At 39.1% G+C, this 26,993-nt stretch carries 23 protein-coding genes; 12 read left to right on the top strand and 11 right to left on the bottom strand.

Annotated elements, in window-relative coordinates:
- Window positions 1–2: 2 nt before the first annotated feature.
- Both H3299_RS05370 and H3299_RS05365 read left to right on the top strand, forming a co-directional pair.
- Window positions 3–773: an ABC transporter ATP-binding protein gene (locus H3299_RS05370; RefSeq protein ID WP_182419661.1), complete on the top strand. Its 771-nt coding sequence runs from the start codon at window positions 3–5 to the stop codon at window positions 771–773.
- On the top strand, window positions 757–1,518 hold the full coding sequence (locus H3299_RS05365; protein ID WP_182419260.1) for an ABC transporter permease: 762 nt from the start codon (window positions 757–759) through the stop codon (window positions 1,516–1,518). The genes H3299_RS05370 and H3299_RS05365 overlap by 17 nt, the downstream gene beginning before the upstream one ends.
- Before the next feature lie 82 nt (window positions 1,519–1,600).
- On the opposite strand, the gene rnhA is transcribed toward H3299_RS05365, so the two are convergent.
- From rnhA to H3299_RS05320, 9 genes are all read right to left on the bottom strand, one after another.
- On the bottom strand, window positions 1,601–2,041 hold the full coding sequence (gene rnhA / locus H3299_RS05360; RefSeq protein WP_182419660.1) for a ribonuclease HI: 441 nt from the start codon (window positions 2,039–2,041) through the stop codon (window positions 1,601–1,603).
- Window positions 2,042–2,060: 19 nt separating this feature from the next.
- On the bottom strand, window positions 2,061–3,029 hold the full coding sequence (locus H3299_RS05355) for a homoserine kinase (protein WP_182419259.1): 969 nt from the start codon (window positions 3,027–3,029) through the stop codon (window positions 2,061–2,063).
- A gap of 18 nt (window positions 3,030–3,047) precedes the next feature.
- On the bottom strand, window positions 3,048–4,076 hold the full coding sequence (ispH, locus tag H3299_RS05350) for a 4-hydroxy-3-methylbut-2-enyl diphosphate reductase (protein WP_182419258.1): 1,029 nt from the start codon (window positions 4,074–4,076) through the stop codon (window positions 3,048–3,050).
- A gap of 220 nt (window positions 4,077–4,296) precedes the next feature.
- Complete coding sequence (locus tag H3299_RS05345) at window positions 4,297–4,446, bottom strand: hypothetical protein (RefSeq protein WP_182419257.1); 150 nt, start codon at window positions 4,444–4,446, stop codon at window positions 4,297–4,299.
- Entirely contained in the window at window positions 4,446–5,393 is a 948-nt protein-coding gene (gene cyoE, locus H3299_RS05340) for a heme o synthase (RefSeq protein WP_182419256.1), read from the bottom strand. Before cyoE ends, H3299_RS05345 begins: the two co-directional genes overlap by 1 nt.
- A 272-nt stretch (window positions 5,394–5,665) precedes the next feature.
- A complete protein-coding gene (locus tag H3299_RS05335) occupies window positions 5,666–7,207 on the bottom strand; it encodes a cbb3-type cytochrome c oxidase subunit I (RefSeq protein ID WP_182419255.1) in 1,542 nt (513 codons plus the stop codon).
- Between the two features lie 288 nt (window positions 7,208–7,495).
- Window positions 7,496–8,077: a YdcF family protein gene (locus H3299_RS05330; RefSeq protein WP_182419254.1), complete on the bottom strand. Its 582-nt coding sequence runs from the start codon at window positions 8,075–8,077 to the stop codon at window positions 7,496–7,498.
- Window positions 8,078–8,278: 201 nt separating this feature from the next.
- Complete coding sequence (locus H3299_RS05325; RefSeq protein ID WP_182419253.1) at window positions 8,279–9,412, bottom strand: porin; 1,134 nt, start codon at window positions 9,410–9,412, stop codon at window positions 8,279–8,281.
- Window positions 9,413–9,947: 535 nt separating this feature from the next.
- The gene (locus tag H3299_RS05320) at window positions 9,948–10,631 is read right to left on the bottom strand and encodes a rhomboid family intramembrane serine protease (protein ID WP_182419252.1); all 684 of its coding nucleotides are present in this window, start codon (window positions 10,629–10,631) and stop codon (window positions 9,948–9,950) included.
- A 407-nt stretch (window positions 10,632–11,038) separates the two neighbouring features.
- Between H3299_RS05320 and H3299_RS05315 the strand changes: the two genes are divergently transcribed.
- Together H3299_RS05315 and H3299_RS05310 are read left to right on the top strand one after the other, a co-directional pair.
- On the top strand, window positions 11,039–12,142 hold the full coding sequence (locus H3299_RS05315) for a cobalt-precorrin-5B (C(1))-methyltransferase (protein ID WP_371739805.1): 1,104 nt from the start codon (window positions 11,039–11,041) through the stop codon (window positions 12,140–12,142).
- Window positions 12,129–12,908 (top strand): cobalt-precorrin-6A reductase, encoded by a 780-nt coding sequence (locus H3299_RS05310; RefSeq protein WP_182419250.1) that lies wholly within the window; start codon window positions 12,129–12,131, stop codon window positions 12,906–12,908. The genes H3299_RS05315 and H3299_RS05310 overlap by 14 nt, the downstream gene beginning before the upstream one ends.
- A gap of 19 nt (window positions 12,909–12,927) precedes the next feature.
- On the opposite strand, the gene H3299_RS05305 is transcribed toward H3299_RS05310, so the two are convergent.
- Window positions 12,928–14,925: a murein L,D-transpeptidase gene (locus H3299_RS05305; protein WP_182419249.1), complete on the bottom strand. Its 1,998-nt coding sequence runs from the start codon at window positions 14,923–14,925 to the stop codon at window positions 12,928–12,930.
- Between the two features lie 627 nt (window positions 14,926–15,552).
- Between H3299_RS05305 and H3299_RS05300 the strand changes: the two genes are divergently transcribed.
- The 7 genes from H3299_RS05300 (at window position 15,553) to recA (ending at window position 23,946) form a co-directional block, all read left to right on the top strand.
- On the top strand, window positions 15,553–17,430 hold the full coding sequence (locus H3299_RS05300; protein ID WP_182419248.1) for a peptidyl-prolyl cis-trans isomerase: 1,878 nt from the start codon (window positions 15,553–15,555) through the stop codon (window positions 17,428–17,430).
- A 13-nt stretch (window positions 17,431–17,443) separates the two neighbouring features.
- Window positions 17,444–18,463: an anthranilate phosphoribosyltransferase gene (gene trpD, locus H3299_RS05295; RefSeq protein ID WP_182419247.1), complete on the top strand. Its 1,020-nt coding sequence runs from the start codon at window positions 17,444–17,446 to the stop codon at window positions 18,461–18,463.
- Window positions 18,463–19,257 (top strand): indole-3-glycerol phosphate synthase TrpC, encoded by a 795-nt coding sequence (gene trpC / locus H3299_RS05290; protein ID WP_182419659.1) that lies wholly within the window; start codon window positions 18,463–18,465, stop codon window positions 19,255–19,257. Before trpD ends, trpC begins: the two co-directional genes overlap by 1 nt.
- Before the next feature lie 28 nt (window positions 19,258–19,285).
- Entirely contained in the window at window positions 19,286–19,771 is a 486-nt protein-coding gene (gene moaC, locus H3299_RS05285; protein ID WP_182419246.1) for a cyclic pyranopterin monophosphate synthase MoaC, read from the top strand.
- A gap of 150 nt (window positions 19,772–19,921) precedes the next feature.
- Window positions 19,922–21,139: a gephyrin-like molybdotransferase Glp gene (glp, locus tag H3299_RS05280; RefSeq protein ID WP_182419245.1), complete on the top strand. Its 1,218-nt coding sequence runs from the start codon at window positions 19,922–19,924 to the stop codon at window positions 21,137–21,139.
- Between the two features lie 195 nt (window positions 21,140–21,334).
- Complete coding sequence (locus H3299_RS05275; protein ID WP_182419244.1) at window positions 21,335–22,558, top strand: hypothetical protein; 1,224 nt, start codon at window positions 21,335–21,337, stop codon at window positions 22,556–22,558.
- Between the two features lie 305 nt (window positions 22,559–22,863).
- Window positions 22,864–23,946, top strand: coding sequence for a recombinase RecA (gene recA, locus H3299_RS05270; RefSeq protein WP_182419243.1), 1,083 nt, complete (start codon window positions 22,864–22,866; stop codon window positions 23,944–23,946).
- An 852-nt stretch (window positions 23,947–24,798) separates the two neighbouring features.
- Here recA and panB read toward each other — a convergent pair.
- The gene (gene panB, locus H3299_RS05265) at window positions 24,799–25,608 is read right to left on the bottom strand and encodes a 3-methyl-2-oxobutanoate hydroxymethyltransferase (RefSeq protein WP_182419242.1); all 810 of its coding nucleotides are present in this window, start codon (window positions 25,606–25,608) and stop codon (window positions 24,799–24,801) included.
- A gap of 348 nt (window positions 25,609–25,956) precedes the next feature.
- Here panB and H3299_RS05260 point away from each other — a divergent pair, with 348 nt between their 5' ends.
- Window positions 25,957–26,931, top strand: coding sequence for an SPFH domain-containing protein (locus H3299_RS05260; RefSeq protein WP_182419241.1), 975 nt, complete (start codon window positions 25,957–25,959; stop codon window positions 26,929–26,931).
- Window positions 26,932–26,993 lie beyond the last annotated feature (62 nt).

Below are 26,993 nucleotides of genomic sequence, written 5' to 3'. Positions count from 1 at the left end.
CAATGGTGGATATAAATGAAGTAACTATGGCCTTTGGAGATTTTGTTGCGGTTCAAAATGTCAACTTATGTGTTAAAGACGGCGAATTTCTCGCAATTGTTGGGCCAACTGGTTGCGGAAAAAGTACGATCCTAAATGCAATTGCAGGCCTGCTAAAAGCTGCTAAAGGATCGGTACACATTGATAATAAAAAGGTTAAAGGCGTACAGAATGAAATTGGTTACCTTTTCCAGCAAGATGCACTTTTACCTTGGAAAACCGCTTATGAAAACACTGAGCTCGGCCTACTTTTTCGTAAAGTCCCGAAGAATGAGCGGCATGATAAGACTATGCAATGGCTAGCGAAGGTTGGCCTTAAAGGATTTGAACATCGTTATCCGCACCAATTATCAGGAGGGCAACGCAAACGTGTTCAAATGGCACAAGTATTAATCACCGATCCCAAAGTTATTCTAATGGATGAACCATTCTCTGCCTTAGACATTCATACCCGCCATCTAATGCAGAACGAGCTTTTAAGACTTTGGCAAGAAAAACAACGTGCAGTAATTTTGATAACGCATGATCTCGAGGAAGCAATAGCGCTAGGTGATAGAGTTGTTATTTTATCAGCAGGCCCACGAAGCAATATCATTAATAGTTTCGACATTGACTTAGATCGGCCGCGAAATGTTTCAGAAGTAAAACTCGATTCGCGTTTTATGGAATTATATAGAAAAATTTGGCTATCCTTGCGCGACGAAGTGGAGAAAAGTTATGAACGTCATGACTGAACGACTTATTCAGTTAACCATTGTCATTGTCATCATTGGTGGCTGGGAGCTGGGTATAGCGTTAGGCTTTATAGATATTTTCTTTTTCCCTGCCCCTCAAGATGTTTTAAAACAAATAGTCAATTGGTTAACTGATACAGATTTTTATAAACATGTTTCAATCACTTTGACCGAAACAGTTTTAGGCTATTTAATCGGTACAGGTTTAGGTGTTGCTGCAGGTGTTTGGCTTGGATTAAGCAATAATGCCGCACGCATTTTAGACCCATTTATTAAAGCCTTGAATGCAATACCCCGCGTTGTATTAGCACCTATTTTTGTTTTATGGCTCGGCTTGGGCCTATGGTCAAAAGTTGCGCTTGCCGTTACCTTGGTGTTTTTCATAACCTTTTTTAACGCGATGCAAGGTGTACGCGAAGTAAATAATATTGTATTGGCAAATGCAAAAATATTAGGAGCAAACCGTTTAGAGTTATTGCGCCACGTCTATTTTCCAGCTGCGGCGAGTTGGATTCTTTCATCTCTTCGCACTTCGGTAGGCTTTGCCGTTGTTGGTGCAATCATTGGTGAATACCTAGGATCATCGGCAGGATTAGGCTATTTAATCGCTCAATCTGAAGGCAATTTTGATGCGGTAGGTGTATTTGCTGGAATTATTATTCTTGGTGTTTTCGTTCTTGTTATCGATATGCTTCTCGACATCATAGAAAACAAATTGATAAAATGGCGCCCTAAAAAAGCATAATCTATAATGGATAGGCAGTTTAAAAAGCAACATCTCCCTTAATAATATTGCTCTAAAACCCAAATTGCCTATTTCATTAACACTATCCAGCTTTAATTTCGGCAACGCCCTTACGCGCTAAACTATCAACACGCTCATTTTCTGTATGTCCAGCATGTCCTTTAACCCAATGCCAAACAACATCATGGCGTTTACGAGCCTCGTCAAGTGCTTGCCAAAGATCCATATTTTTAACCGGCTTTTTGGCTGCCGTTTGCCAACCATTACGCTTCCAACCTTCAATCCATTTTGAAATGCCATCACGTACATAAACTGAATCAGTATACAGATCGACTTTACATGGTTCTTTCAGCGCATTTAACCCTTCAACAGCTGCCATAATTTCCATACGATTATTAGTGGTATCTTTTTCACCGCCAAATAATTCGCGCTCATGACCATTATATTGCAAAAGCGCACCCCAACCACCAGGGCCAGGATTACCGGAACACGCGCCATCAGTATAAATTACTATCTGTTTCATCATCTATTATTGTCAGCTATCAACTGTTGGGTAGGCCAAGCTCGCTACTACGCACTATTTGTCTAAAAAAGCGTAGTTTACGCAAATATTCGATTGGATTTTTTTTAACCACAAGTCCGCTATCATCAATAAAGAACCAATCATAGGCGCGAGTTAAAAAGAAGCGCAATGCGGCACCGCGTGCTAAAATAGGCAATAAATCTCGCTCACGATCAGAAAGCTGACGCTGCGTAGCATAATGAGATAGAAGGGCACTCCCCTTGGTCAAATTATACGATAAATCCGCTTCAAAGCACCATGCATTTAAGCAAATGGCCAAATCATAGGCGAAGGCATCATTACAAGCAAAATAAAAATCAATTATGCCGGATAAATCACCATCAAGGAAAAACACATTATCATTAAATAAATCAGCGTGAATCACGCCAGATGGTAAATCACTAGGCCAATTTTTTTCAAGAAAAACTAATTCATTATCTATTTCTTTTTCAAGATCTGGAGCCATATCATTTGCGCGATAACGCACATCACTCCACAATTGATGCCAACCATCGATTGAAAGGCTATTTTTTCGTTTAATGGGAAAATCAGAGCCCGCTACATGTAAATTAGCAAGAGCGGCTCCCACTTTACCACAATGAAAAGCTGTAGGCTTCCTAACCCACATCCCCTCAAGAAAACTAATAAGCGCGGCTGGTTTTCCAGCTAATCGACTTACCATCTCGCCATCTTTACGAAGGATAGGTTGTGGGCAGAGAATGCCTTTTTGCGCAAGATGTTGTGTTAGCCCCAGAAAAAACGGCAAATCACGCTCATCTACGCGCTTTTCATAAATAGTAAGAATAAAGTTACCAGCTTTTGTGCGTAACAAGAAATTAGAATTTTCAACGCCTTCAGCAATGCCCTTATATGAAAGAAGCGTTCCAACGTCATATTCGTTTAAAAAGCCTGCAAGCTGCTCTTCACTAATATCGGTATAAACAGCCATTGCCGATTACCTTTCTTGTTAGGCTAATTCATTAAGCGCGGAATCACTTTCTACGCCATTCACAAAAGCCATATCATCATTGGTTAGAATAACATCACGCAATTCACGATTTACTAAGAAATTTTCAAGCTCTTGCGTTGTTTCAGCAAGCTCAATACTCATCTCATAGCGCTCACGAAAAGCTTCTATAATTTCTGAAACAATGATTTCAGGTGCAGAAGCTCCCGCAGATAAACTAACCACCCCTAAAGAACCCAAATTCAACCAATCAATTTCAGAAGCACGTTGTACCAAAATAGATTTTTTAGCCCCTGCTCTTTCCGCAACCTCGACAAGGCGACGTGAATTTGATGAGTTGGGAGCTCCAACAATCAAGAACAAATCGCTACCTGGTGCAGCTGCTTTAACAGCGTCCTGCCGATTGGTTGTTGCATAGCAAATAGATTCAGCTGCCGCCGCCTGCATTTGTGGAAAACGTTGGTAGAGCACCTCAATAATGCCAGCTGTATCTTCAACCGATAAAGTCGTTTGCGTAACAAAGCCAAGATTTTCAGGATCAAGTGGCTGGTAAGTTTGCGCATCCTCAATGGTTTCAATAAGGCTTACCGCCCCTTCATCTAATTGGCCCATGGTGCCAATTACTTCTGGATGCCCAGCATGTCCAATCAAAATAACATGTCGTCCGTGCTTGCGGTGTCTAATCGCCTGCTTATGCACTTTTGATACCAAGGGACAGGTAGCATCAAGGTAAAAAAGATTTTTAGCCGTTGCATCTGCCGGTACTGACTTTGGTACTCCATGCGCCGAGAAAACGACAGGCCGATCACGAAGATCTGCTGGAATTTCATCTAGCTCTTCAATAAACACCGCACCGCGAGCAATTAAACCTTCAACTACGTAACCATTATGAACTATTTCATGACGTACAAACACAGGCGCGCCATATTTTTTTAAGGCTGCAACCACAATCTGAATAGCTCTATCAACGCCTGCACAAAATCCACGCGGTCCGCACAGGCGTATAGTTAGGGGGGATTTGGTGGCCATAAAATTCTGTTCCTCTGTCAAAGAAATAAAATGCATAGGTTATTCAGAACCTTAAAACACATCGGCAATCAAAGTAATATTTGAAACTAGCAAAGCCATCGCTTTTAAAATATCAATATCATATATAGCGGCTAACTCTTATATAATCTAGCCAGAAAATTATAGCGAAAATATTTTTTGACTAAGCGTTTAATTAACGCTTAAAAAAGAAAGCCTAAATTTACCCACCAAATTTTGCATAAGTTGCAATGTAAATTAATAATGCTAGTAATAAAACAACCACCATTATACCTAAGGCACGGCTTTTTCTTGCAGCTTTTTGTTCTTTTGTAAGGGTTAAGTAAGCTTGTTTATCAGATGACTTAACCATTAGTTATATCCCCAAATTGCAAGTGCTTTAATGGCAAGATTTTCAAGCAAAAGAACAGCAAAAACACCGGTTAAATAAAATAGTGAAAAGAAAAATAATCGTTTTGCAGCAGGGATAGTTTCATCTCGTGTACTCGTCTTCCATAACTGAACGGCACGAATAATAAAAATAAACCCCAAAACAGCAGAAATACTACCAAATACAATTCCCGCAAAGCCTAAGACATAAGGCAAAACGCCGATTAATGCCATTAAAATTGCATATACCAAAATTTGGTTTTTTGTCGAACGCTCGCCCTTAACATTTGGCATCATCGGAATATGCGCAGCTTCATAATCTGTTGTACTAAACAAGGAAAGAGCCCAAAAATGCGGTGGTGTCCACATAAAAATAATTAAAAATAAAACAATACTATCAAGACTAATTGTACCTGTAACCGCAGCCCAACCAATCATTGGGGGAAAAGCACCAGATGCTCCACCTATAACGATATTTTGCGGAGTTGAACGCTTTAGCCAAATCGTATAAATGACCGCATAGAAAAAAATTGTAAAGGCCAAAAATAGCGCTGAAAACCAATTAATAAAAACACCCATCACGCCAACAGAAAAAGCAGCCAAAACCAAACCAAATATCAATACTTGGTTGCGGCTTATTTTACCCGATGGAATAGGTCGAGATTGAGTACGCTTCATCACAGCATCAATATCAGAATCGTACCACATATTTAACGCACCCGACGCACCACCACCGACAGCAATACATAAAATAGCAAGAAACCCCAAAATAGGATTAATTGTTCCAGGTGCAACCACAAGGCCTACAAAGGCAGTAAAAACCACCAACGACATAACGCGAAGTTTTAACAACGTGATATAATCGCGGCTTTCCGCCATGGAAATATAAGCCATTTCAGGTGTTTGATTGATTTGATTAGGTATTGACATTAACGTACCCATCGAGCATTTGCTCAAATTAGTTAAACTTTGCAGCAGTAGATTAAAAATTGATACCATATCATCTCATAATTATCGACAATTTGCATCACATTAATCATAAATCAGAATTACAAAATATTTTATAGTAATTTAGACAGGAAAAACCATTAAACATCTTTTGCAGGCAATTTAACGACCAATTGCAGCTTATTTATCAAAAACTATAAATTATATAGTTAAATACATAATGGGATGACCTTCACGTAAATTAAAGGCCACCCTTAAAAACTTGCAGCTTTTTTTTTATCAAAAACAGGGATAGCTTGCCATTGAACAATTGGAGCAGGCGAAGGCAAGGACCATTCTAGTGTCGTTGCCCCCTCACCCCAAGGATTGCTTGCTACGGCTATTTTACGCCAAAACGCTTCACAAATGCCATATAAAAAAACAACAAGTGAAAGAGCGCCTATCATTGCACCTAACGTTATAATCTTATTCCAACCAATATTATTTTCAATCCACAAAGCAACACTACCATTAACATATTCAAAACCTTGAAAATGTTGCGGAAGAAAAATCATATTAACCGCAATAAACATAATTGAAAAATGTAGTTTACCGGTAAGTTCGCGTAACTCATAACCCGAAATTTTGGGAAACCAAAAATACCATGCTGCGAAAATTGCAAAGACTGCACCAAGTGACAAAATATAATGGAAATGGCTGACGAATGCTGGATTGCCGTTACTCACAGGGCTGTTTAGTGCCAAGTGAATAGCTGAAAAACTACCAATAACAAACATTAAAATAAAACCCAAAGCCCAAAGCATAGGCGTTTTATATTGAATGTGCCCACTTACAATTGTTGCAAGCCAAGAACCGATTATCACAAAAGCAGGAATAGCTATAATTGGTAAAGCTACAAAAAAATACCCCTTCATGTCGCCAAGATTGGCTGCAGAAAAAAGATTTTGCGCCCAAATTAAGAAACCCGCCGCACCGATAAAGACCATGGCCGAAACAACATAAGACCGTCCAACAAGTGGGCGATTTGCGAAAGTAGCAACAACTTCACTAATAATGCCGAACGCAGGTAAAATCAGTACAAAAATTTCAGGATGCGAATAGAACCACAACATAACCTGTAGATTTTTACCATCAACCGCATGCATGCTAAAATTATCAAAACCAAAATGATAAAGTAAAGAACTTAATGCAGCAGTCATAGTCGGCATGCAAATAATCATTAAAAAAGATGAAACCAAAACTGACCAGACAAAAATTGGTAAATATTTAAACCCCATACCAGGGGCGCGCGCCACCAATATAGTTGCGATAAAATTAGCAGCAGTCAATATTGCGGAAAGCGCAGCAAGATGAATCATTGCTATCATTAATAGACATGCAGTCTGCGCAGAAGAAACCCACAATAAGCTACCAACCAACAAAGCCATTGCAGGAAATAATAATAAGAAAGCAAAGCGGTTCAAGCGCGGAAATAGCATATTTTCGCAACCAATCATCATTGGCAGCAGCCAATTAGCAAAACCACCAAATAAAGCTGGTACAACCATGAAAAAAATCATGATAAGGGCATGAGCAGATGAAAAAAGCGTAAACATTTCACGCCCTTTCTCAACAGCTGAGATTCCCTCATAACCATATAATAAGCTAGCTAGACCATGAAAATACTGAATCCCTGGCTCATTGAGCTCCAATCGCATAACAACCGAGAGCAAAACACCGATAATACCAGCAATAATGGCAAAAACCAGATAATTGGTACCGATCTGTTTATGATTACAAGAAAAAATGGTTTTCATAAGACTCTATTTCTCGCATTACCAGCATTTAAGCTGCATATTTCATCATCAAGCTAAACATTATTATCTAAGATCATGACCGCATGAATTTTCAACTAACTGCGTCGCAATTTAGAATGTAATTTGGAAAACTTATAAAGTTTTGTCCTTTTACCATATTTAGAATAAGACACAAGATTTTCCGATGTGGCATAATTACACAGTGACCTTAGAAATATCCGATCTATTAGAAATAGAAATGATAAAAAACAAGTAATGCTTGCGAGCTAGCACGACAATAGAACCGGATTACCCTTTGTTGGAATGTTTTGAACAATTCCACCAATAAGTGACATTCGCAGGCACTTCGCGCAAAACAGAATAGAGATCCCTCATATTCCATTGCCGACTTGGCGCATAATAAACGGGGGAAATACCATTGCAGGCAAAAGCCAAACGAGTACGAGGAACATGAAAAAATTGGGTAATAATAAATGCACTTTGGGCTGAACTCTTTTGCATTATCGCCACCATATTTTTTGCTGTGGCTGCAGTATTAATACCTTCAGCGTCTTCGATAATGGCATTGGTTGGAATACCTTGTTCAATAAGATAGTCTTTCATAATTTTTGTTTCAGACAATCCAAACTCATTTTCACCACCGCTGACAACAATTAACGGAAAATATTCTTGTTGATACAGCTTTACAGTCTCATCAAGGCGACCTTTTAGATAAGAAGACAAGGTGCCATCAGCAAAAATTGCAGTACCAAGGACCACGCCTATATCAGCCTTTCCCTTGTGATCACGCAAACCTATTATGACTATTACCAATGACGCAATTAACGGGCCTATGAGAAGAATGGATAGAAATACGATTATTTTTTTCATAAAACTCGACACCTTGAAGCACTCAAATAGAATACAATATAAACTCAACAAATATGGCCTTTATAAAATCAAAAACTAACATTTTTAAGGTTTTATAATGTTTAAAATATAACATTCAGCTAGCTTTGAGTAGACAGATTAAATGATCAAAAAAAAGGCCCAGCAAAGCTGAGCCTTTAATACATTTAAAGAATAAACGGATTAAAAATCACGCTGTAAACGTAAGGCACCGCCAAACGCATCCTTACCCTTCAACTCTGACTTGCTATCATTCCATTTGCGATAATTAACTTCAGGAATAAGCGTTAAACCTGATACGAGTTCATAATTAACGTTAGCAGCACCGTAAAAATTACCAGCTCCCTCATAAGCAAGCTGAAGATTTCCTGTTGCCTTTTCAGTAAACCCGTAGGATGCACCTACCCAGCCAACCCATTTACCGCCCCAAGTAGCATAGAAGCTATTAACGGCGCGAACACCGCGAATATTACGATCGGTGATGATTGAATTTTCATCATCAATATCACCAAAATAAGTATCTTTTAAATCCTTATAAGCGGCCATACCCCAAATGTTAAATTTATCAGTAATATTGACGCTAACTTTGGCCTTACCAATCCAAGTTTCATTAACAGAATCATAAGCAGCGGCACCAGTTAATGAGCCCCAAGCCTGCTCATATTTAGCTGCAAGAACAACATGAGGTGTATAATCAGTAATTTGACCATTATAGTCATTATCCTCAGTATTTCCCTGTTCAAGAGAAATTAAAGCTGAGAAACCATTATCAGCTGCATAGGTATAGCTGATAAGATTAGTTCTGTATCCGCCGCCAAGCACCACATCATCATTGATGAAATCGCCATAATAACCAAAGAAAGTATTAATTGCAGATTCATCAAGACCTACACGCAAACCACCAAGATCAATGTAGCCAAAGCGTAAACTACCAGCTTCAACCTGCTCGCCATCGGCCCACTCACCACGCAAACGGATAAAGGTGCGCAAAGTACCTAACTCAGTATCAGTAGCTGTAGAAAAATCAAGTTCTGCACGAGTTGAATAACGCCACTTTTTAGGATCACGGTCATTCAAAGTACGAGTATATACATCTGCGCCACCATAGACAGTACCAAATACCATACCACCAATGCTCATGCAGGTTTCAGTACCGGGGATATAGAAATAACCCTGACCATAAGTATCACAAACTCGCACATACTCAACTGGCTCTGCTTCTAAAGTTACCGCATCTGCTGCAGACGCATTATATTGTGTAAATCCCAAGCTTGCCCCAGCAGCTAAAAGCGCTAAAAAGAACTTTGAAGTTTTCATGGTTGATCCCTACTTTTAAAAACCGATTATTATGTACACAGACTACAAACTAATACTCTGATTGCCTAGCAACACTGTATTAAATACAAATTTAATACCACAATGTTAATCAAGCCCCACTCTTAAAATTAACCCAATGATCTAATATTTGCATCAATTTTTCACATTACAGAAATGCTAATCTTGATAAAAATTAATACGGAGTATGCTTGTCATATTTTATTCATATAACTGTCTAGTGAAGTTGTGTAAATATACGCATGTATAGAAATTCATGATATAACAGCATTTAGAAATACTCTATTTTTAATAATTGCATTTTTGCAACACCGCCAACATCACTGACCAACTTAACAACAACTTATTAAAAAGCTGCTTTCGTGCGATTTTATTCAAATTCACAACCTCAGACATGCAAAGGTGAATTGTTAAACGATATAGATTGAGTTAAAGCCAACAACTTTTCAAGGCACCATTGGTAGCAATTAAAATGCCTCAATAGACTCCAGTTATCTCGAACACTATTTACTTTTGACTATTTTTTCCTTGGTGGAATAAAAAGACCAATAGCTAAAAAACCGGCAAGAAGTCCACCAATGTGAGCCTGCCAAGCAATAGCACCACCACCCCAACTTGCAGTGACACCATAAAGTAAATTGCTTGCTAACCAAAACCCCATAATTGTGACAATATCGCGTGAACGTATAGCAATACGTATTGGCAGTACATCCCCATAAAGTGATGGATGAAAGAAAGAACGACCGTAACCAAATCGCGCAATAGCGCCAAGCATAGCTGATACCACACCCGATGCTCCCACAACAGGAATTGGGCTATCCGTATTTAATACGTAGTAAAAAAGCGCACCTGCCGCGGATGTAAATATCCAAAACACTATAAATCCACCTACCCCCATGCGCCGCGCAAGCGGCGAGCCAAAAACCACCATAAATAACATATTCATGCCAAGATGGCTCCAGCTTGCATGTAGAAAAGAAGAAGTAACCGGAGTTAATAAAACCTCTAATGTCTGTTCACTACCAAAGACTAATGGAATAAATGCGAAGCGAACAATGAAATAATTTTGCTCATTCCAATCCAAAATATAATCCTGCCAGATAAATACTGCGATATTAATGACAACAAATACAACCACTACGGTTGGTATATTCAACATTGGCTCTCGATTACGAAATGGGTGGATATTATTCGGCTGCATCTTATTCTTTCTAATCGTTAGATTATATTATTATATTGTTGATAGTAACAATCGATCAATTTATATTCAACAAGGTTAAAACTAATTCAATGGCTCATTTGTTGTTTTTCTTAGTTTTCCGACTTTAAAGCTCACTTTTAGATAAAATATAAATTGGCAAGCTGAGGTCTAAACACTCTAATCTCAATATCTTTTATTTCTGAGAAAAACCATTTAAAAAAATTCTTAAATTTTGGCTTTCAACCACAAAAAATGCAAAATTAACGATTAGAAATTTAATTATCATTAAATAGTCTTTTTGAAATTTTAAAAAAATATTATAGCAATATACAACAATGATAGAGCTAACGAGCATGTAAAACATCAAACTCGTTTTGCCATAAACTGCAACAAAAATAAAGACAGCTATGACGATGAATGAGAATGATGATCTCCCTTCAAGCAAAAGTTCACTTAGATCAGGTTGGACAACCGGAGCCTGTGCTACAGCGGCTACAAAGGCTGCATTAATAGCTCTCATAACTGGTGAATTTCCAGATCCGGTTGGTATTATCCTCCCTAAAGGAGAAGTTCCATATTTTCAATTAGCAATGGAAAGTCTTGGCGAAGATTATGCAAGTGCTGGTATAATAAAAGATGCGGGCGATGATCCCGATGTTACTCATGGCGCAATGATTATTTCAACTGTTTTTCCCGCTCCGGAAGGAACGGGTATAATGTTTGTAGCGGGTGATGGGGTCGGCACAGTAACACGCAAAGGTCTACCAATAGAGCCAGGAGAAGCCGCAATTAATCCAGTACCTCGACAAATGATGCGTGATATTGTTGAAGAAATCTGCGGTTCTTATGGACTGCCTGCTGATGTTGTTATTACCATTTCCGTGCCCAATGGTGAGGAAATTGCCAAAAATACATGGAATGGCCGACTTGGTATTGTTGGCGGTATTTCTATTCTTGGTACTACCGGTGTCGTTCATCCGTTTTCTTGTTCAGCATGGATCCATTCTATTCATCGCGGCATTGACGTTTCACGGGCGCAAAATGCACAACACGTATTAGCAGCAACAGGATCAACCTCAGAAGATGCAGCACAAGCGCTTTATAATTTACCCGATTATGCTTTGCTTGACATGGGGGACTTTGCTGGCGCAGTATTGAAATATTTGCGCAATCATCCAATCCCAAAACTTACAATTGCTGGCGGTTTTGCAAAAATGACCAAACTTGCACAAGGTGAAACAGATCTCCACTCTTCACGATCACAGATCAATCGGCAATTTTTATGGCAAATTGTTCGTGACTTGGGCTTAGACAAATCTTTTGAAGCAACTATAATAAATGCCAACACCGCAAAAGAAATACTTGATATTGCCCTAGAAAAAGGCATAAATCCAGCACCTTCAATCGCCAAGCTAGCTAAGAGTACTGCACTTAAAGTACTAAATGGCGCACCTGTCGAGGTGGAAGTAATCATAACCGATCGAAAGGGCGCAATCATTGCAAGATCATAATTTTGATTCCAACATGTTGGAAAAGCCAGTATCGAAGCCTCTATCGGTTCTTATATTAGGAGGAACAACCGAGGCATATCAACTTGCGGAGATATTGGAAAGCCAACCAATCAATATTACAACATCTCTTGCCGGGCGTACTACTTCACCACGCATTCCAAAAGGCAATTGGCGCATTGGTGGCTTTGGAGGCGTCGAAGGTTTGATAACCTATCTTTTGAAGGAAAAAACTAACCTTATAATTGATGCCACGCACCCATTTGCCCGTCAAATGACTGACCATGCATATGAAGCATCAAGAATAACCAAAATACCTCTTTTAAGACTAGAGCGGCCACTTTGGAAAAAACAAGACGGCGATACTTGGCTTAGCGTCCCCAATATTAGCGAGGCATTGACCGTAATCCCCAAAGGTAAAAACATATTACTAGCTATTGGTCGCCAGCACATTGCACCATTTGCTAATTTTAAAGATTCAAAATTTTGGGCGCGGATGATCGACTATCCAGATAATATTGATGAGCTTACCAATCTTGAATTTATTATAGGCTACCCAACCGATAGTGCTAGCGAAAAAAAACTATTGATCGATAAAAAAATTGACTTGATTATATGCCGTAATTCAGGCGGCAATTCATCTTACGGCAAAGTAAAAGCCGCAAGAGAATTATCAATACCAATCATCATGATTGAACGTACTTCGCTACCAACTACGATCACCGTCCACTCTATCGATGCAGTGCTTGGATATTTAAAACATATTTAACTGTGCATTGACATCATATCTACATACTTTCAAGACGCATTTTTTCAATTTTTTTGCTTGCAGTTTGCTGTGCACTATCACGGTTATAAACATCATCATAATAATGGATAATATGATTATCAGCATCTGGCCAAGCAGTAAAATAGGTTAGATAAACAGGAACAGTTACATCTAACTTTACCGTTTTTTCATCCTTGCCAAAATAACGCTTCAAGCCATCTTTTTCTAGTCCCATGACTGCAGCGGCCATAGCACGAGGATCAGCTAACCGCACGCAACCATGGCTAATTGCACGCATGTCACGTTGAAAAGCAGCTTTTGATGGCGTATCATGAAGATAGATATCATGTTTATTAGGAAACAAAATTTTAAGTTCACCCAATGCATTACTTGTTCCTGGCTTTTGGCGAATATTGACACCATAGCCTTTAGTCGCGACATTCGCCCAATTAACCGAAGAAGCATCTACTTTTTTACCCGATGCATTAAACACTTCGTAGCCATTACGAGAAAGATAGGCTGGATCTTTTAATATGCGTGGCATCATTTCATTCATGACAATAGAACGCGGCACGCCCCAAGTCGGATTAAATGTAACAAGACTTATATTGTCATAGAAAAAATATGTTTGGTGACGTTGCGAACCAACAACAACCTTCATGGCAATAACCTCTTTGCCATTTTCAAAATATTGTGCTTGATAGGCTGGTTGATTAATAAACACATAACGATCCGAAAACTCATGCGGCAACCACCGCAATCTTTCGAGCGAGGTGATAATTTTTTGCTTTTTATCAACGATATTGTCACCTTGCAAAGCCCGAATAGTTGCCGGCCCTATAACGCCATCACTTGCCTTACCCAAAACCTTTTGCAAATCTTTTACGGCAATAACCAATTCCTCACTATAAATCGTATTTTGCAGGTTTTCCTCAAGCACTTGCCTATGGCTTTCCAAATAAGATGGTGGTGCCTTATCAAGAATCAACCTAATAACTTTAATTAATTCATCATTGGCCTTACCTGGCTTTATCACCGTATTATCGGCTATTTCTATCCGAGGGGCACTTTGTTGTGTATTTAAAACCGCAAGTTCGGCTTTAAGACTTTTATACCAAAGCGACCGTGGTTCTAAACTCGCAAGGACTTGCTCAGGATAAGTATTTTTTACCAATTCTTGCAAAATTGTATCAAGGTCAATTTTGCGTCGCGGTAAATCATGAAATGCAGATAAACGATCTGCGGTTACACGCCCTGCTCCTGCATCCAAACTATAACGCAAAATGCGAGCGGTTAATTTTATATCAAAAACCATAACAGCTTGAGCATCTTCAACATTTCCAGAAATTTCAGGAAAATCAACCAGATATTCATCCGGGTTCAGACCATCTTCAGCGGATTTTTTTAAAAACTCTTGAACGGCCTTGCCTTTCTCACTGAGAACATTATTGGCTGACCATATCAATTGGGGGTGAGCCGCATAATATTTTGTTAAGGCTTCACCAACTTGCTTTTCAACTTTAATTACTGGCAATGTACGGGCGAGTTCTGCAAATTTTGCTTCTTCAACACTAAGCGCACCAATTTCAGATTGCCCCACCTCATTACTATCATTGCTAACTGTACCACCATTAATGGTATTAGATTCCTCGTCCACAAGTTGAGTATCAAGCAATCGATCAATATCGTCAGCACGGCTAGATGACTGGAACTTAACTTTTGAAAAATCTAAATCAATCAATTTATCAGGACGATAATCAAATATTTTGGGAGGTTCTACCACAACACGCTTAATTGGCTGAGGTGTAGGATCAACCGGCGTAACTTGCCTTGGCTGAACTTGTTGCTGCATAAACTGTTGTTGCCGCAAGGCCTGCTCACGCTGTAAACGCTCTTGCTTTTTTTGACCAAAATAATCAAAGATATTAGCACTATTTGCTGATTTTGTAGAAAGGGATGCTAAAAATGCAACACCAACCAAAAGGCAAACCGATTTATAAGATGATTTTTTAGCCATAACAATTCATTAAACCCAAGAAAACTTAAAACCCAAGAAAACTTAAAACTCAAGAAAACTCATTAAACCAAAGCAGAATACAATGCACACTGAGCCACACTATATGATTAGCATGCCAGAAGCGCCTTAATAATAGGTTATTCATCATCCAGAAAATAGGCCACCTTGTCAATAAAATAACCAATATTGCCCACGGATAATTACAATAAAATATAAATATAAAAATGACTTTTTTCTATAACTAAGATTAAAAATTAAACATTTGATACTATTATTTTTTTGATTTATTAACCCGATAAAACCGGTTAAATAGACAACTGAAAACTATAAAAACTTAAAAATAAATTAGTGATATTAAAGCTATAATCTCAATTAGAGTCTCTAAGAAAAGACCATTTTAACTTACTATAAATTTGAATATACAAAATAAATTAAATTTAGTACATTTTATAAATAACATCACCTTGCTGATAAAAACCCACTTCAGAAATACGAATATTGGGCAATTATCACTCGTTATCGTAATTAAAACCAAAAAAATGCAGGCAACATCTTGCATCTGCCATTTTATTAGGGCAAACAAATGCCTAAATATTCCGACTGATAGTTAAAACATGGAAATATCTTATGCTAGATCATATGCGCGCAGCAGCCAACACCTTGGTGGCAAAAGCATTACTTGGATTATTATTGTTAAGTTTTGCCTTATGGGGAATCCCACAAGCATTTAATGGACAGGGAAGCGATGCCATTTATCAGTCGGGCAAATCTGAAGCAACTTTTGCAGACTACCAATTCATGGCTCAAAATCAGGCTACACAATATTTCTTTTCGACTAGGCAATATATCTCTCCTGATCAGTTTGCTCAATTAGGCATTGCGAACCAGCTTTTGCAAACGCTTAAAGGCTACGCATTGATCGATGAAGAAGCAAGGCTAATGAAAACCAACATTGGGCAAGATGGAGCATTACGCGTTCTTGGTTCAGAGCAAATTTTTCATGGCATGAATGGTCAATTCAGCAAAGAAGCGTTTGCCCAATTTATCAATCAAGCAGGTATTTCACAAAAAACCTATTTTGAGCAATTGGCAAAAACTGGCATACGCAACCAAATTATTGAAGCGGTGAGCCAAAACATTGTTATGCCAGATGTCTTTTACTCCGCACTTGTACTTAATAATCGCGAACTACGAAATATAGATTATGTTGCAGTAACACCAAAACTAATTGGTGAGGTGCCAGAGCCCATTCAAGATGTACTTGCTGCATGGTATGAAACTCAAAAAGCAAACTTTCGCGCTCCTGAATATAGGAAAGCAACATATGTTACTTTAACAGCGCAACATTTTGCTAATCCGACAGCGATTACAGAGGACGAAATCAAAGATTTTTATCAAAAGGAATCCTCTAGGTTTTTATCTCCAGAAACACGTATTATTGATGAATTACGCTTCGATAATCGTCAGCAAGCCGATGCGGCTGCACAAAAATTGCAAAGTGGTATGAGCTTTGATGAATTGGTAAGCTCGCTCAATCTAAGCATCGATGCCATTAGAAAAGGTCCCCTCACCCGTACCGACTTACCATCATTGGTATCAGCAGAGGTTTTTCCATTGCAAGAAGGTGGTATCTCTCCCGTCATAAATGATTTACAAGGACCCGTAATTGTTCGCGTAATTAAGATTACACCTAGCGCGGTTGCACCACTTGAAGCCGTTGCCGAACAAATCCGTCAACAATTGGCAGACCAAAAAGCTCGTCAAGATTTATCTGCTTTGGTAAAAACCATTGCTGATGAACAGTTTGAAGGTCTTTCTTTAAATGAAATTGCGCAAAAGCATAATTTACCAATAACAAGCGTAATTATTGATGCTGAGGGCAACGATATTCAAGGGAAAGCCGTTGAGAATCTTCCTAACAAGGAAAACCTAATTGGTGGCATTTTTAATGCAACTATTGGTATTGATTCAGATCCACTTACCAGCGATGAAGGTGTTCAATGGTATCAAGCAGACGAAATTATAAATAGCCGTGAGCGCACACTTGATGAGGTAAGACAATCTGTAATCACCGCTTGGAAAGAACAAGAAATGAACCGTCTTGTCTTGCAAAAAGCAGAAAGCTTCAATGCCGAGCTTGCTAAAGGTAAAAGCCTTGCACAAATTGCCAATGAAAATAACATTCAAGTTGAGAAAGCTGAGGCTTTAAGTCGAACAGGTGCAGGATTAAATCTTAGTAAAGAAGCACTCATTGCAATTTTTAGCGGTCCAACAAACTCAACCGGCATAGCTCCTGGCGAAAATGAACAGACAAAGCTTGTTTTCAAAGTTACAAGCACTACTGAACCGGCAAGTACTAGCCCTGATGCTCTTGATCCAGCCATGAAAGAGCAGCTTAGCTTATCTTTAAAGCAAGATGTGCTGTCTCAATATCTCTTTGCAATTGAGAAAGAGCATCCGGTTCAAGCAAATAATTCAATCATCCAGCGTATTCTAAACCCATAGGTGGACAAGAAACATGGCCGATCTAAAGCCTTTTATCAATAAAGTTGCAACGGCTACGCCGTTAACTCAAGATGAAGCGGAGCAGGCTTTTACAATTATGATGTCGGGCCAAGCCACGCCGTCTCAAATTGGTGCATTCTTAATGGCATTGAGGGTGCGTGGCGAAACTATTGACGAGATCACCGGCGCAGTTAAAGCAATGCGGGCGAAAATGTTACCCGTTAAAGCCCCCGAAAATATTATTGATATTGTTGGGACTGGCGGCGATCAATCTGGCTCTTACAATGTTTCAACAGCAACAGCTTTCGTGGTAGCAGGCGCAGGAATTTCAGTTGGCAAACATGGCAATCGTGCATTATCGTCAAAATCAGGTGCAGCAGATGCCTTGAAAGCGTTAGGCATCGATATTGATATTACAGCTGATCAAATTGCTACTTGTATTGCAGAAGCTGGCATTGGCTTCATGTTTGCACCAACACATCATTCCGCTATGCGCCATGTAGGCCCTGCCCGTGTGGAATTAGGAACACGAACTATTTTTAATATTTTAGGCCCCCTTTCAAATCCAGCTGGCGCAACACGACAATTAATTGGGGTATTTTCACCTTATTGGCTTGAGCCTGTTGCCCGCACATTACAAGCGTCGGGTTCCAAATCATTATGGGTTGTTCACGGTGATGGGATGGATGAATTAACAACATCTGGTGAAACAGAAGTTGTTGCTATAAAAGATGGTGCTTTTTCTCGCTTTATCGTAACTCCTGAAGAAGTAGGACTGAAAAGAGTTAGCAAAGACGATCTTAAGGGCGGTGACCCTGAATATAATGCTGCCGCTTTAAAACGTGTTTTAGAAGGAGAAAAAGGTGCCTATCGCGATATAGTTCTATTAAATGCAGCTGCAAGCTTTATTATCGCCGACAGGGTAACCAACTTGTCCGATGGCGTGGAGCTTGCAAAAGAAAGCATTGATACGGGGCAAGCGCTCGGCAAACTTGAACATCTTATTTCTGTTTCTAATCGACAAGAATCTTGATTATGAGTGATATTTTAAAAAAAATTGAAGCCTATAAGCTTGAGGAAATTGCCCAAGCAAAAGCCTGTACTTCACTTGATGATTTAAAGGCAAAAATTATAGATGTTGAAGCCCCCCGTGGTTTTATTAATGCATTAAAGGCAAAAAATGCTGCGGGCCTTTTTGGTTTAATTGCTGAAATCAAAAAAGCAAGTCCTTCAAAAGGGCTTATTCGTGAGGATTTCAATCCAACACTTCTCGCTCGTGCCTATGAAGAAGGCGGTGCTGCTTGCTTGTCTATACTCACTGATTTTCCATCATTTCAAGGTAGGCCAGAATTTTTAAATCAAGCACGCAATGCAACCCATTTACCAACATTGCGGAAAGACTTTTTATTTGATACCTATCAAGTATATGAAGCACGGGCTTTGGGTGCAGATTGCATTTTAATCATTCTTGCTGCGATAGATGATGATTGTGCAAAAGCATTAGAAGACACAGCCTTTGAACTGGGGATGGATGTTCTTATTGAAACGCATAATGAAGTGGAAATGGAACGTGCATTAAAACTAAAATCGGAAATGATAGGGATTAATAATCGTAATTTACGTGATTTTTATGTTGATCTCGCAGTGACCGAGCGACTTGCTCCAATGGTGCCTGAAGACAAACTTCTAATTGGTGAAAGTGGTATCTTTACCCATGAAGATTGCTTGAGATTAACCAAAAGCAATGTCAAAAATTTCCTGATCGGTGAAAGCCTTATGCGGCAAGATAATGTTGCATTAGCGACCCGTCAACTACTTGACATTTAAAGCTTAAAATAAGCGATAGGAATTTAATATGTCAAATAAGCTAACTCATATTGACGAGCATGGCGCCGCCCACATGGTTGATGTTGGCCAAAAGCATGAAACAGAACGTAAGGCCGTTGCCGAAGGTTGTGTTATCATGGCAAATGAAACACTTATCGCTATTACTGAAGACCGTATTGCTAAAGGTGATGTGCTAGCTGCAGCCCGCATCGCCGGTATTATGGCGGCTAAAAAGACATCTGATCTCATTCCTCTTTGTCATCCACTTATGCTAACAAAGCTAAGTGTTGATTTGTTGCCAGACGCATCTCTTCCAGGCATAAGGGTTAAAGCAACCGCTGCTCTAACAGGCAAAACTGGTGTTGAAATGGAAGCATTGACAGCCGTATCAATTGCCTGCCTTACAATTTATGACATGGCTAAAGCAATTGATAAGTCGATGACGATCACTAATATCGAACTTAGTGAGAAAACTGGCGGCAAATCAGGCAATTGGCTACGCCAGCAAGATTAATTAATTGTTTATTTTGTTAAGGCTTTCCGGTCATTAAATTAGATGTTAGCTTGAATTGTTGTTTTTTAAATAGCCTTTAAATGAAATAGTCATGTTCTCCAATAAAGTTGTAACTGATTATTTTAATCATATGATGAGATAGGATAGACAATGGCACTTATGACAGTTGATGAAGCCCTTGACAGGTTAACCAACAAGGCAACTCTTTTAGAAAGTGAAACCATTGATATCAGCTTTGCGGGTGGGCGTTTTTTAAGTGAACCACTTATAGCCAAACTTACACAACCGCCGTTTAATTCATCAGCAATGGATGGCTATGCGGTCATGAATGATAAAGAAATTGCCGCTGGAACAAAATTTAAAATCGTTGGTGAAGCCGCAGCAGGGCACATGTTCCATGGTGAGATTAATGCTGGTGAAGCGATCCGAATTTTTACCGGTGCCCCTGTTCCAGATTCAGTCAACACTGTTATCATTCAAGAAAACATTACAAAACTTGACAATCAAACTATTGAATTAACCCAAAATGCAGCACTTCACGCCAATATTCGTCCTGCGGGTGGCGATTTTGCAAAAGGCGATGTTATTTTACCAATCGGCACCAAACTAACACCGTCAGCTATAGGCCTTGCAGCAGCGAGTGGTTATGACACTTTGTCCGTTATCAGATCACCTCGCATTGCTATTTTATCCACTGGCGATGAATTGGTACCAGCTGGTACAACACCGGGTGAAGGTCAAATTATTGCTTCAAATGGCTATGCCTTGGCACAACTTGTGATGGATAATGGTGGTGAGGTTATTGATCTTGGTATCGTCGCCGATGATCGCGCTGAAATCCATTCCGCGATTATTGCCGCAAAACAACAAAGAGCCGACATACTCATTACAAGTGGTGGGGTTTCGGTTGGTGACTATGACCTCGTACAAGAAGTCATGAAAAAAGCTGGAATGGAACTCGATTTTTGGAAAATTGCGCTTCGCCCAGGCAAGCCTTTAATGTTTGGCAGTATCAATAATAACGAAAATGAAATGCTCGTTTTAGGGCTACCAGGTAATCCGGTTTCTGCCCTAGTCACAGCAACTCTTTTTCTATTACCGATGATGGACAAAATGCGCGGCAATCAGACCACTCAACACATAATCAATGCCAAATTAACTAAAGAACTTAAAGCAAATGGTCCTCGTCGTCACTATATACGTGCTACGATGAAAAGCGATGAACACGGCATTTTGCATGTGACGCCAGCGGCATCTGCAGATTCATCGCTTATGAAGATTATGGCACAATCAAATTGTCTTATTGTTAATGAAATTGATGCCCCTGCTTTAAAAATCGGCGATACAGTCAAAATACTTATTCTTTAATATTCTCAAAACCTTTGCCCCTAAACACACATTTTATAATATGGATGTTAAATAATGTGTGTTTGCAAAGTTTTACTTCTATGCTTAATAAAAACATTACTTTTGCTTTATATTTATGTCTGCAGCAATACCATTTGAATTGTTGTCGAAAGATAAAAAGCTAAACTGCAATTCCAATGCATGCGGGTTAATTTCATGAAAAAAGTTTTTAATGTAATAATACAGGCATTTTTAGTAATAACTTTTCTTAACATAACATTAAGTTACGCACAAAACCTAAACAAGCAATCAACGGCCACTGCATCAAACCTGCCTTTCAATAAAGAGGCTTTTTTAGATCGTTTTAAAAAAAGTTTTGGCCGCAAAACTATCGTAACCGTTGCAAGTGTAGCAGTAGACAAGCAAAATATAATTTTAAAAGATGTTATTATTAGCGGTGATGTTTTAACACCTGACACAAGATTTAAAACTATAACATTTACAAATGTAAGAGCTATTCCCCATGGCGGATTTTTAATTTCCAATGTAATCATCGATAAAGTATTTTATCGATACGAAAAAAGTACGTTAATCGCCAATACAATATTGCTTAATGGCGCAGCCCTACCGCCTAATGAAGGGATATATAACCAAAATATTGGCTTTAGCTACGACAGAGGAACCTTTAAATCGATTCAATTGCTCGATGATAAGAATAACCCGCTCGGATCGCTTCAAAATGGTGAAATTAGACTAACGCGCTCGATACGCGATAATCCAGTAAAGTTTAAAATTAAAATTGCCAACATTAATGTTGAAGTCAAGAATTTTCCAGTTGGCACATCGCGAACAGATCTTATCAATATGGGATACAGTCGCGCCAGTGGTAATCTTGTCCTGAATGGTGCATATGGTGGCAAAAATGCCTTATTACAGCTAGATCAATTCAATCTAACCCTCAATAAGGGTGGCAAGCTAAATGCACAATTAAAGATGGATGGCATTACCATAGACTCGCTCCTCACTGTACTAACCCTACAGCGTGAAAATGATCATGGAAAAATTGATAAGTCTCGCATGGCTTTAGGTATGCTTGGGCAAGTTCAAAGATATAATTTCTTTAACGGATCATTTGTTTTTAAAGATAATGGTTTAACCAATAAAATAATCAATGCACAAGCAAAACGAGAAAATAAAACACCTCTTCAATTAAAAGAAGAATGGGCAAATGGTCTGCCTGGATGGCTATCGTTTGCCAAAAAGACAAGTTTTTTTGAACAAGCTAAAAATCAAATAATTATTTTTATAAATAACCCCCAAACATTACAATTTGAGTTAAAACCCATGGGGCGTACATCATTGGTGATGTTAGCACTTACCGGAAAAATCAATCCCGAAAGCCTAATTAAGCAATTAAAACCGTCAATTCACGCCAATTGAACACTTAAATGCTTAAACTTAAAAGGTAATCCTATTCACTAAAAACACCAAACAAATAGATTATTGATTCTGTCTTATCCATATCATCGCAAGCGAAAACAATACTTTCATAAAGACATCAAATAGATATGACTTGAATCACTAATCTATTTACGCCCCCACAAAAAAGAACATCAATAGAACAAAATTTTAAATATAATAATTTCAATCAGTTAAGCCCCTTGCAAAATAAGAACAAATCATGTACAAATGATTCATGTGAATAATCAATCCAGGGTTTAAAAATCCTGAAAAGGTGGTGTAAGATGTCTCAGAAAACATTACGACTTGTTGAGGATAATACCGTGGATAAAACAAAAGCATTAGATGCTGCCCTGTCCCAAATTGAGCGAGCATTTGGCAAAGGCTCAATCATGCGTCTTGGGCAAAATGATACAGTTGTAGAAATTGAAACCATTCCCACTGGCTCTTTATCCCTTGATATTGCTCTGGGTGTAGGTGGCTTGCCTAAGGGGCGTATTGTTGAAATTTATGGGCCAGAAAGTTCTGGTAAAACCACCATGGCATTGCACACCATAGCCGAAGCCCAAAAGCTAGGCGGCATTTGCGCATTTGTTGATGCAGAACACGCGCTTGATCCAGTTTATGCTCGCAAGCTTGGTGTTGACCTTGAAAATCTTTTGATTTCTCAACCAGACACTGGCGAGCAGGCATTAGAAATTACCGATACTTTGGTGCGCTCTGGTGCTGTTGATGTATTGGTTGTTGATTCTGTTGCTGCTCTAACACCAAAAGCTGAAATAGAAGGCGAAATGGGTGACAGCCTCCCTGGCTTGCAAGCTCGTTTAATGAGCCAGGCATTGCGTAAGTTAACCGCTTCAATTTCACGCTCTAATTGTATGGTTATCTTTATCAATCAGATTCGCCATAAGATTGGCGTTATGTTTGGTTCACCTGAAACAACTACAGGGGGTAATGCACTAAAGTTTTATGCATCTGTTCGTTTGGATATTCGTCGTATTGGCGCGTTGAAAGATCGTGATGAAGTTGTGGGCAATCAAACCCGTGTTAAAGTGGTTAAAAACAAATTAGCTCCCCCATTCAAACAAGTTGAGTTTGATATTCTTTACGGTGAAGGTATCTCAAAAGTTGGTGAACTTGTTGATCTTGGCGTCAAAGCTGGTATTGTTGAAAAATCAGGTGCATGGTTTTCCTATAATTCTCAGCGTCTTGGTCAAGGTCGCGAAAATGCCAAGCAATTTTTGCGGGAACACCCAGAAGCAGCTCATGAAATTGAAGCAGCATTACGACAAAATGCGGGACTTATCGCCGAAAAATTCTTAGAAAATACTGGTCCTGAAGCAGATGATGAAAGTGCAGCCGGATAGTATTTAATTGATGTATGATATTAAAGGGAGTTAGTCAGTTCAGCTATCTCCCTTTTTGTTTTTGATTAAGGCTAATTTTTACTCATGTTAGACCTTATGAATATTATGGTTCTATGTTTATGTGGCTGTGTTTCGTTTTTTTACGCTAAAAACAAGATGCGTTTAACACTAATGTCGCATGTTTTAGAAAATTTTCCCTTGGCAGTTTTAACTAGATTTTTGCATGAGTAACGGAAGAATGGTTATAATATCTTCATTCACATTTTTCAGTCCAATAGAACGCCTTTTTGGGAATATCTTTTAATTTGTTAAGCATGAATTTGACGAATTCTTTAATGCCATTAATAAAGACTTGTCTTCATGCCAATTCATATTTCAAATGGTCAATACAAAAATGTCGCCGACTAGAGTCAGCCTAGCTATTGTAGGCGTAAAATTTATCGGAACTGGCTATAGAGGTATGATATACTCCGCCGCCTTTGATCGCTTTTAACGCGGTTTTTGAACAGTTTGACACATTTCTTTTAAACCTATGCATATAATTTAAAGATGCTAAATAGCAGCTTCAGAGCTTTACGAGCTAGCTTTAAAAGACAATAGAATTGAGGTACGATATTGGCATTGCGATGCCGCACTGTTCATTATGCAATTAGGCACTTAATTCAATCAAAGATTAGCAAATATAATCTCAAATTTTCTACTCAGAAATATTACAATCCATATAAGATTCATTTTGCACATAACATTATAAGCTTTGGAGAAACTGTGTATTTAGCTCCGCACACTCTTCTTTTTAAATGATGTAAAAGGACGTTTGCCCTTTTACACATATGTTTGTCAACCGAGTAAAATCTAGCGGTAAACCTCATCTTCGCTAGGAAAGGTACGATTTTTAACATCTTCAGCATATCGGGCAAAAGCTTTGTCCATCGCATGTTCAAAATGAGCATATTGGCGCACAAATTTAGCTTTATGATTGCTCATACCGAGCATATCTTCCATAACTAATACTTGACCATCACAGGCATTAGATGCGCCAATACCAATTGTTGGAATTGTAACCATCTGGGTTATTTTTTTAGCTAACGGCTCGACCACACCTTCAATAACTACCGCAAAAGCCCCTGCTTCTTCAATGGCCTTTGCATCTTTTTCAATTTCTTGCCAGCTTTCTTCGTTACGCCCTTGCGTCTTAAAGCCGCCAAAGGTGTTAAAAGATTGCGGAGTTAATCCAATATGCCCCATGACAGGAATGCCCCGCGCGGTTAAAAATTTCACGGTTGCAGCCTGTTTCATGCCTCCTTCAAGCTTAACCCCGCCGCAACCAGTTTCTTGCATAATACGCGCCGCATTGCGAAAGGCTTGTTCAGGCGATTCTTCATAAGAGCCGAATGGCATATCAATAATAACCATAGCCCTTTGCGTACCACGCATGACAGCTTGGCCATGAGTGATCATCATCTCAAGTGTAACGGGAATTGTTGAAGATAAACCATGAACAACCATTCCGACACTATCGCCAACCAGCAGGAAATCACAATATTCATCAGCAATCTGTGCCATAAAAACATGATAGGCCGTCAAGGACACAATCGGTGTCTGCCCCTTTTGTGCTTGAATTTGTGGGGCAGTTTTGCGGCGAATAGTGATGGGTTTGCTCATAATGGAGCCCTTTATGCAATAATGACTTAAAATGCGAATTGATATTTATGCCAAACCATATTTTGATCTAATAAGCAAATCAGCCGCGGTAAAAATATGGAGCATTTAGATGGCGGACGTTGCAATTTTAATCACCTCAATTGACATAATTGTAAGTATTAAGAGGGTTTCATAGCCACACAATCACTTTTCAAACAAAAAAATAGTTAATAGAGAGTAAAATGTTTATTTTCTGCTTTTTTATATTGTAAAAATATGAATTTATAAGTGCACTTATAACAATGCACGATAATGATTTTATAAACAGCATTATAAGCATGAACAAATTAACTTAGAAAGAAATGTATTATGGCGTTACAAGGAATGGGCATCGCCCTTATTATCTTAGCTGCCCTTATCATTCTTACCTTATTTAAAGGTATTAAAACGGTACCGCAGGGCTATAATTATACGGTCGAGCGCTTTGGTCGTTACACACGAACAATGGCACCAGGCCTTAACCTCATCGTCCCATTCATCGACAGCGTCGGGGCGAAAATTTCGATCATGGAACAGGTTCTTGATATCCCAACCCAAGAAGTTATCACCAAAGACAATGCATCTGTGTCAGTTGATGCTATTGCCTTTTATCAAGTGCTTAACGCTGCACAAGCTGCCTATCAAGTATCTGATCTCGAATACGCAATCATCAACCTAACCATGACCAATATTCGTACTGTTGTTGGTTCTATGGATCTTGATGAACTCTTGTCTAACCGTAACATCATCAATGACCGCCTATTGCAAGTGGTTGATGTTGCTGCTCATCCATGGGGCCTAAAAATGACCCGTGTGGAAATCAAGGATATCCAACCGCCACGCGATTTGACCGAAGCGATGAATCGCCAAATGAAGGCAGAACGCGATAAGCGTGCGCAAGTACTTGAAGCTGAAGGTGACAGAAACGCAAATATCCTGCGCGCAGAAGGCTTGAAGCAAGCGCAAATTTTGGAAGCTGAAGGTAAAAGAGAAGCTGCTTACCGCGAAGCTGAAGCGCGTGAGCGTTTGGCTGAAGCAGAAGCAAAGGCAACAGAGGCAGTCTCTCGGGCAATTGCCGAAGGCGATGTGCAGGCTATCAATTATTTCGTAGCGCAAAAATATACCGAAGCGTTAGGCAAAATCGGTTCAGCCAATAATAATAAGATTGTGTTAATGCCATTTGAAGCATCATCGCTCATTGGCTCTCTCGGTGGCATTGGTGCCATCGCCAAGGAAGTATTTGGCGGCGATTCAAAACCATCAACCAAACCAGTACAAAGACGCGCTGGCTTTGACAACGAATAAACACTAAATAGTTTTTGATGATTATACTCTGTTGATTTTTATTTTACAATTTGCAGAGTATA

This window comes from Bartonella sp. HY038, assembly GCF_014117425.1.
Taxonomy (GTDB): Bacteria; Pseudomonadota; Alphaproteobacteria; order Rhizobiales; family Rhizobiaceae; genus HY038.
The sequence above is the reverse complement of the archived record's forward strand: the minus strand, read 5'-3'. Positions and strand labels throughout refer to the sequence as shown.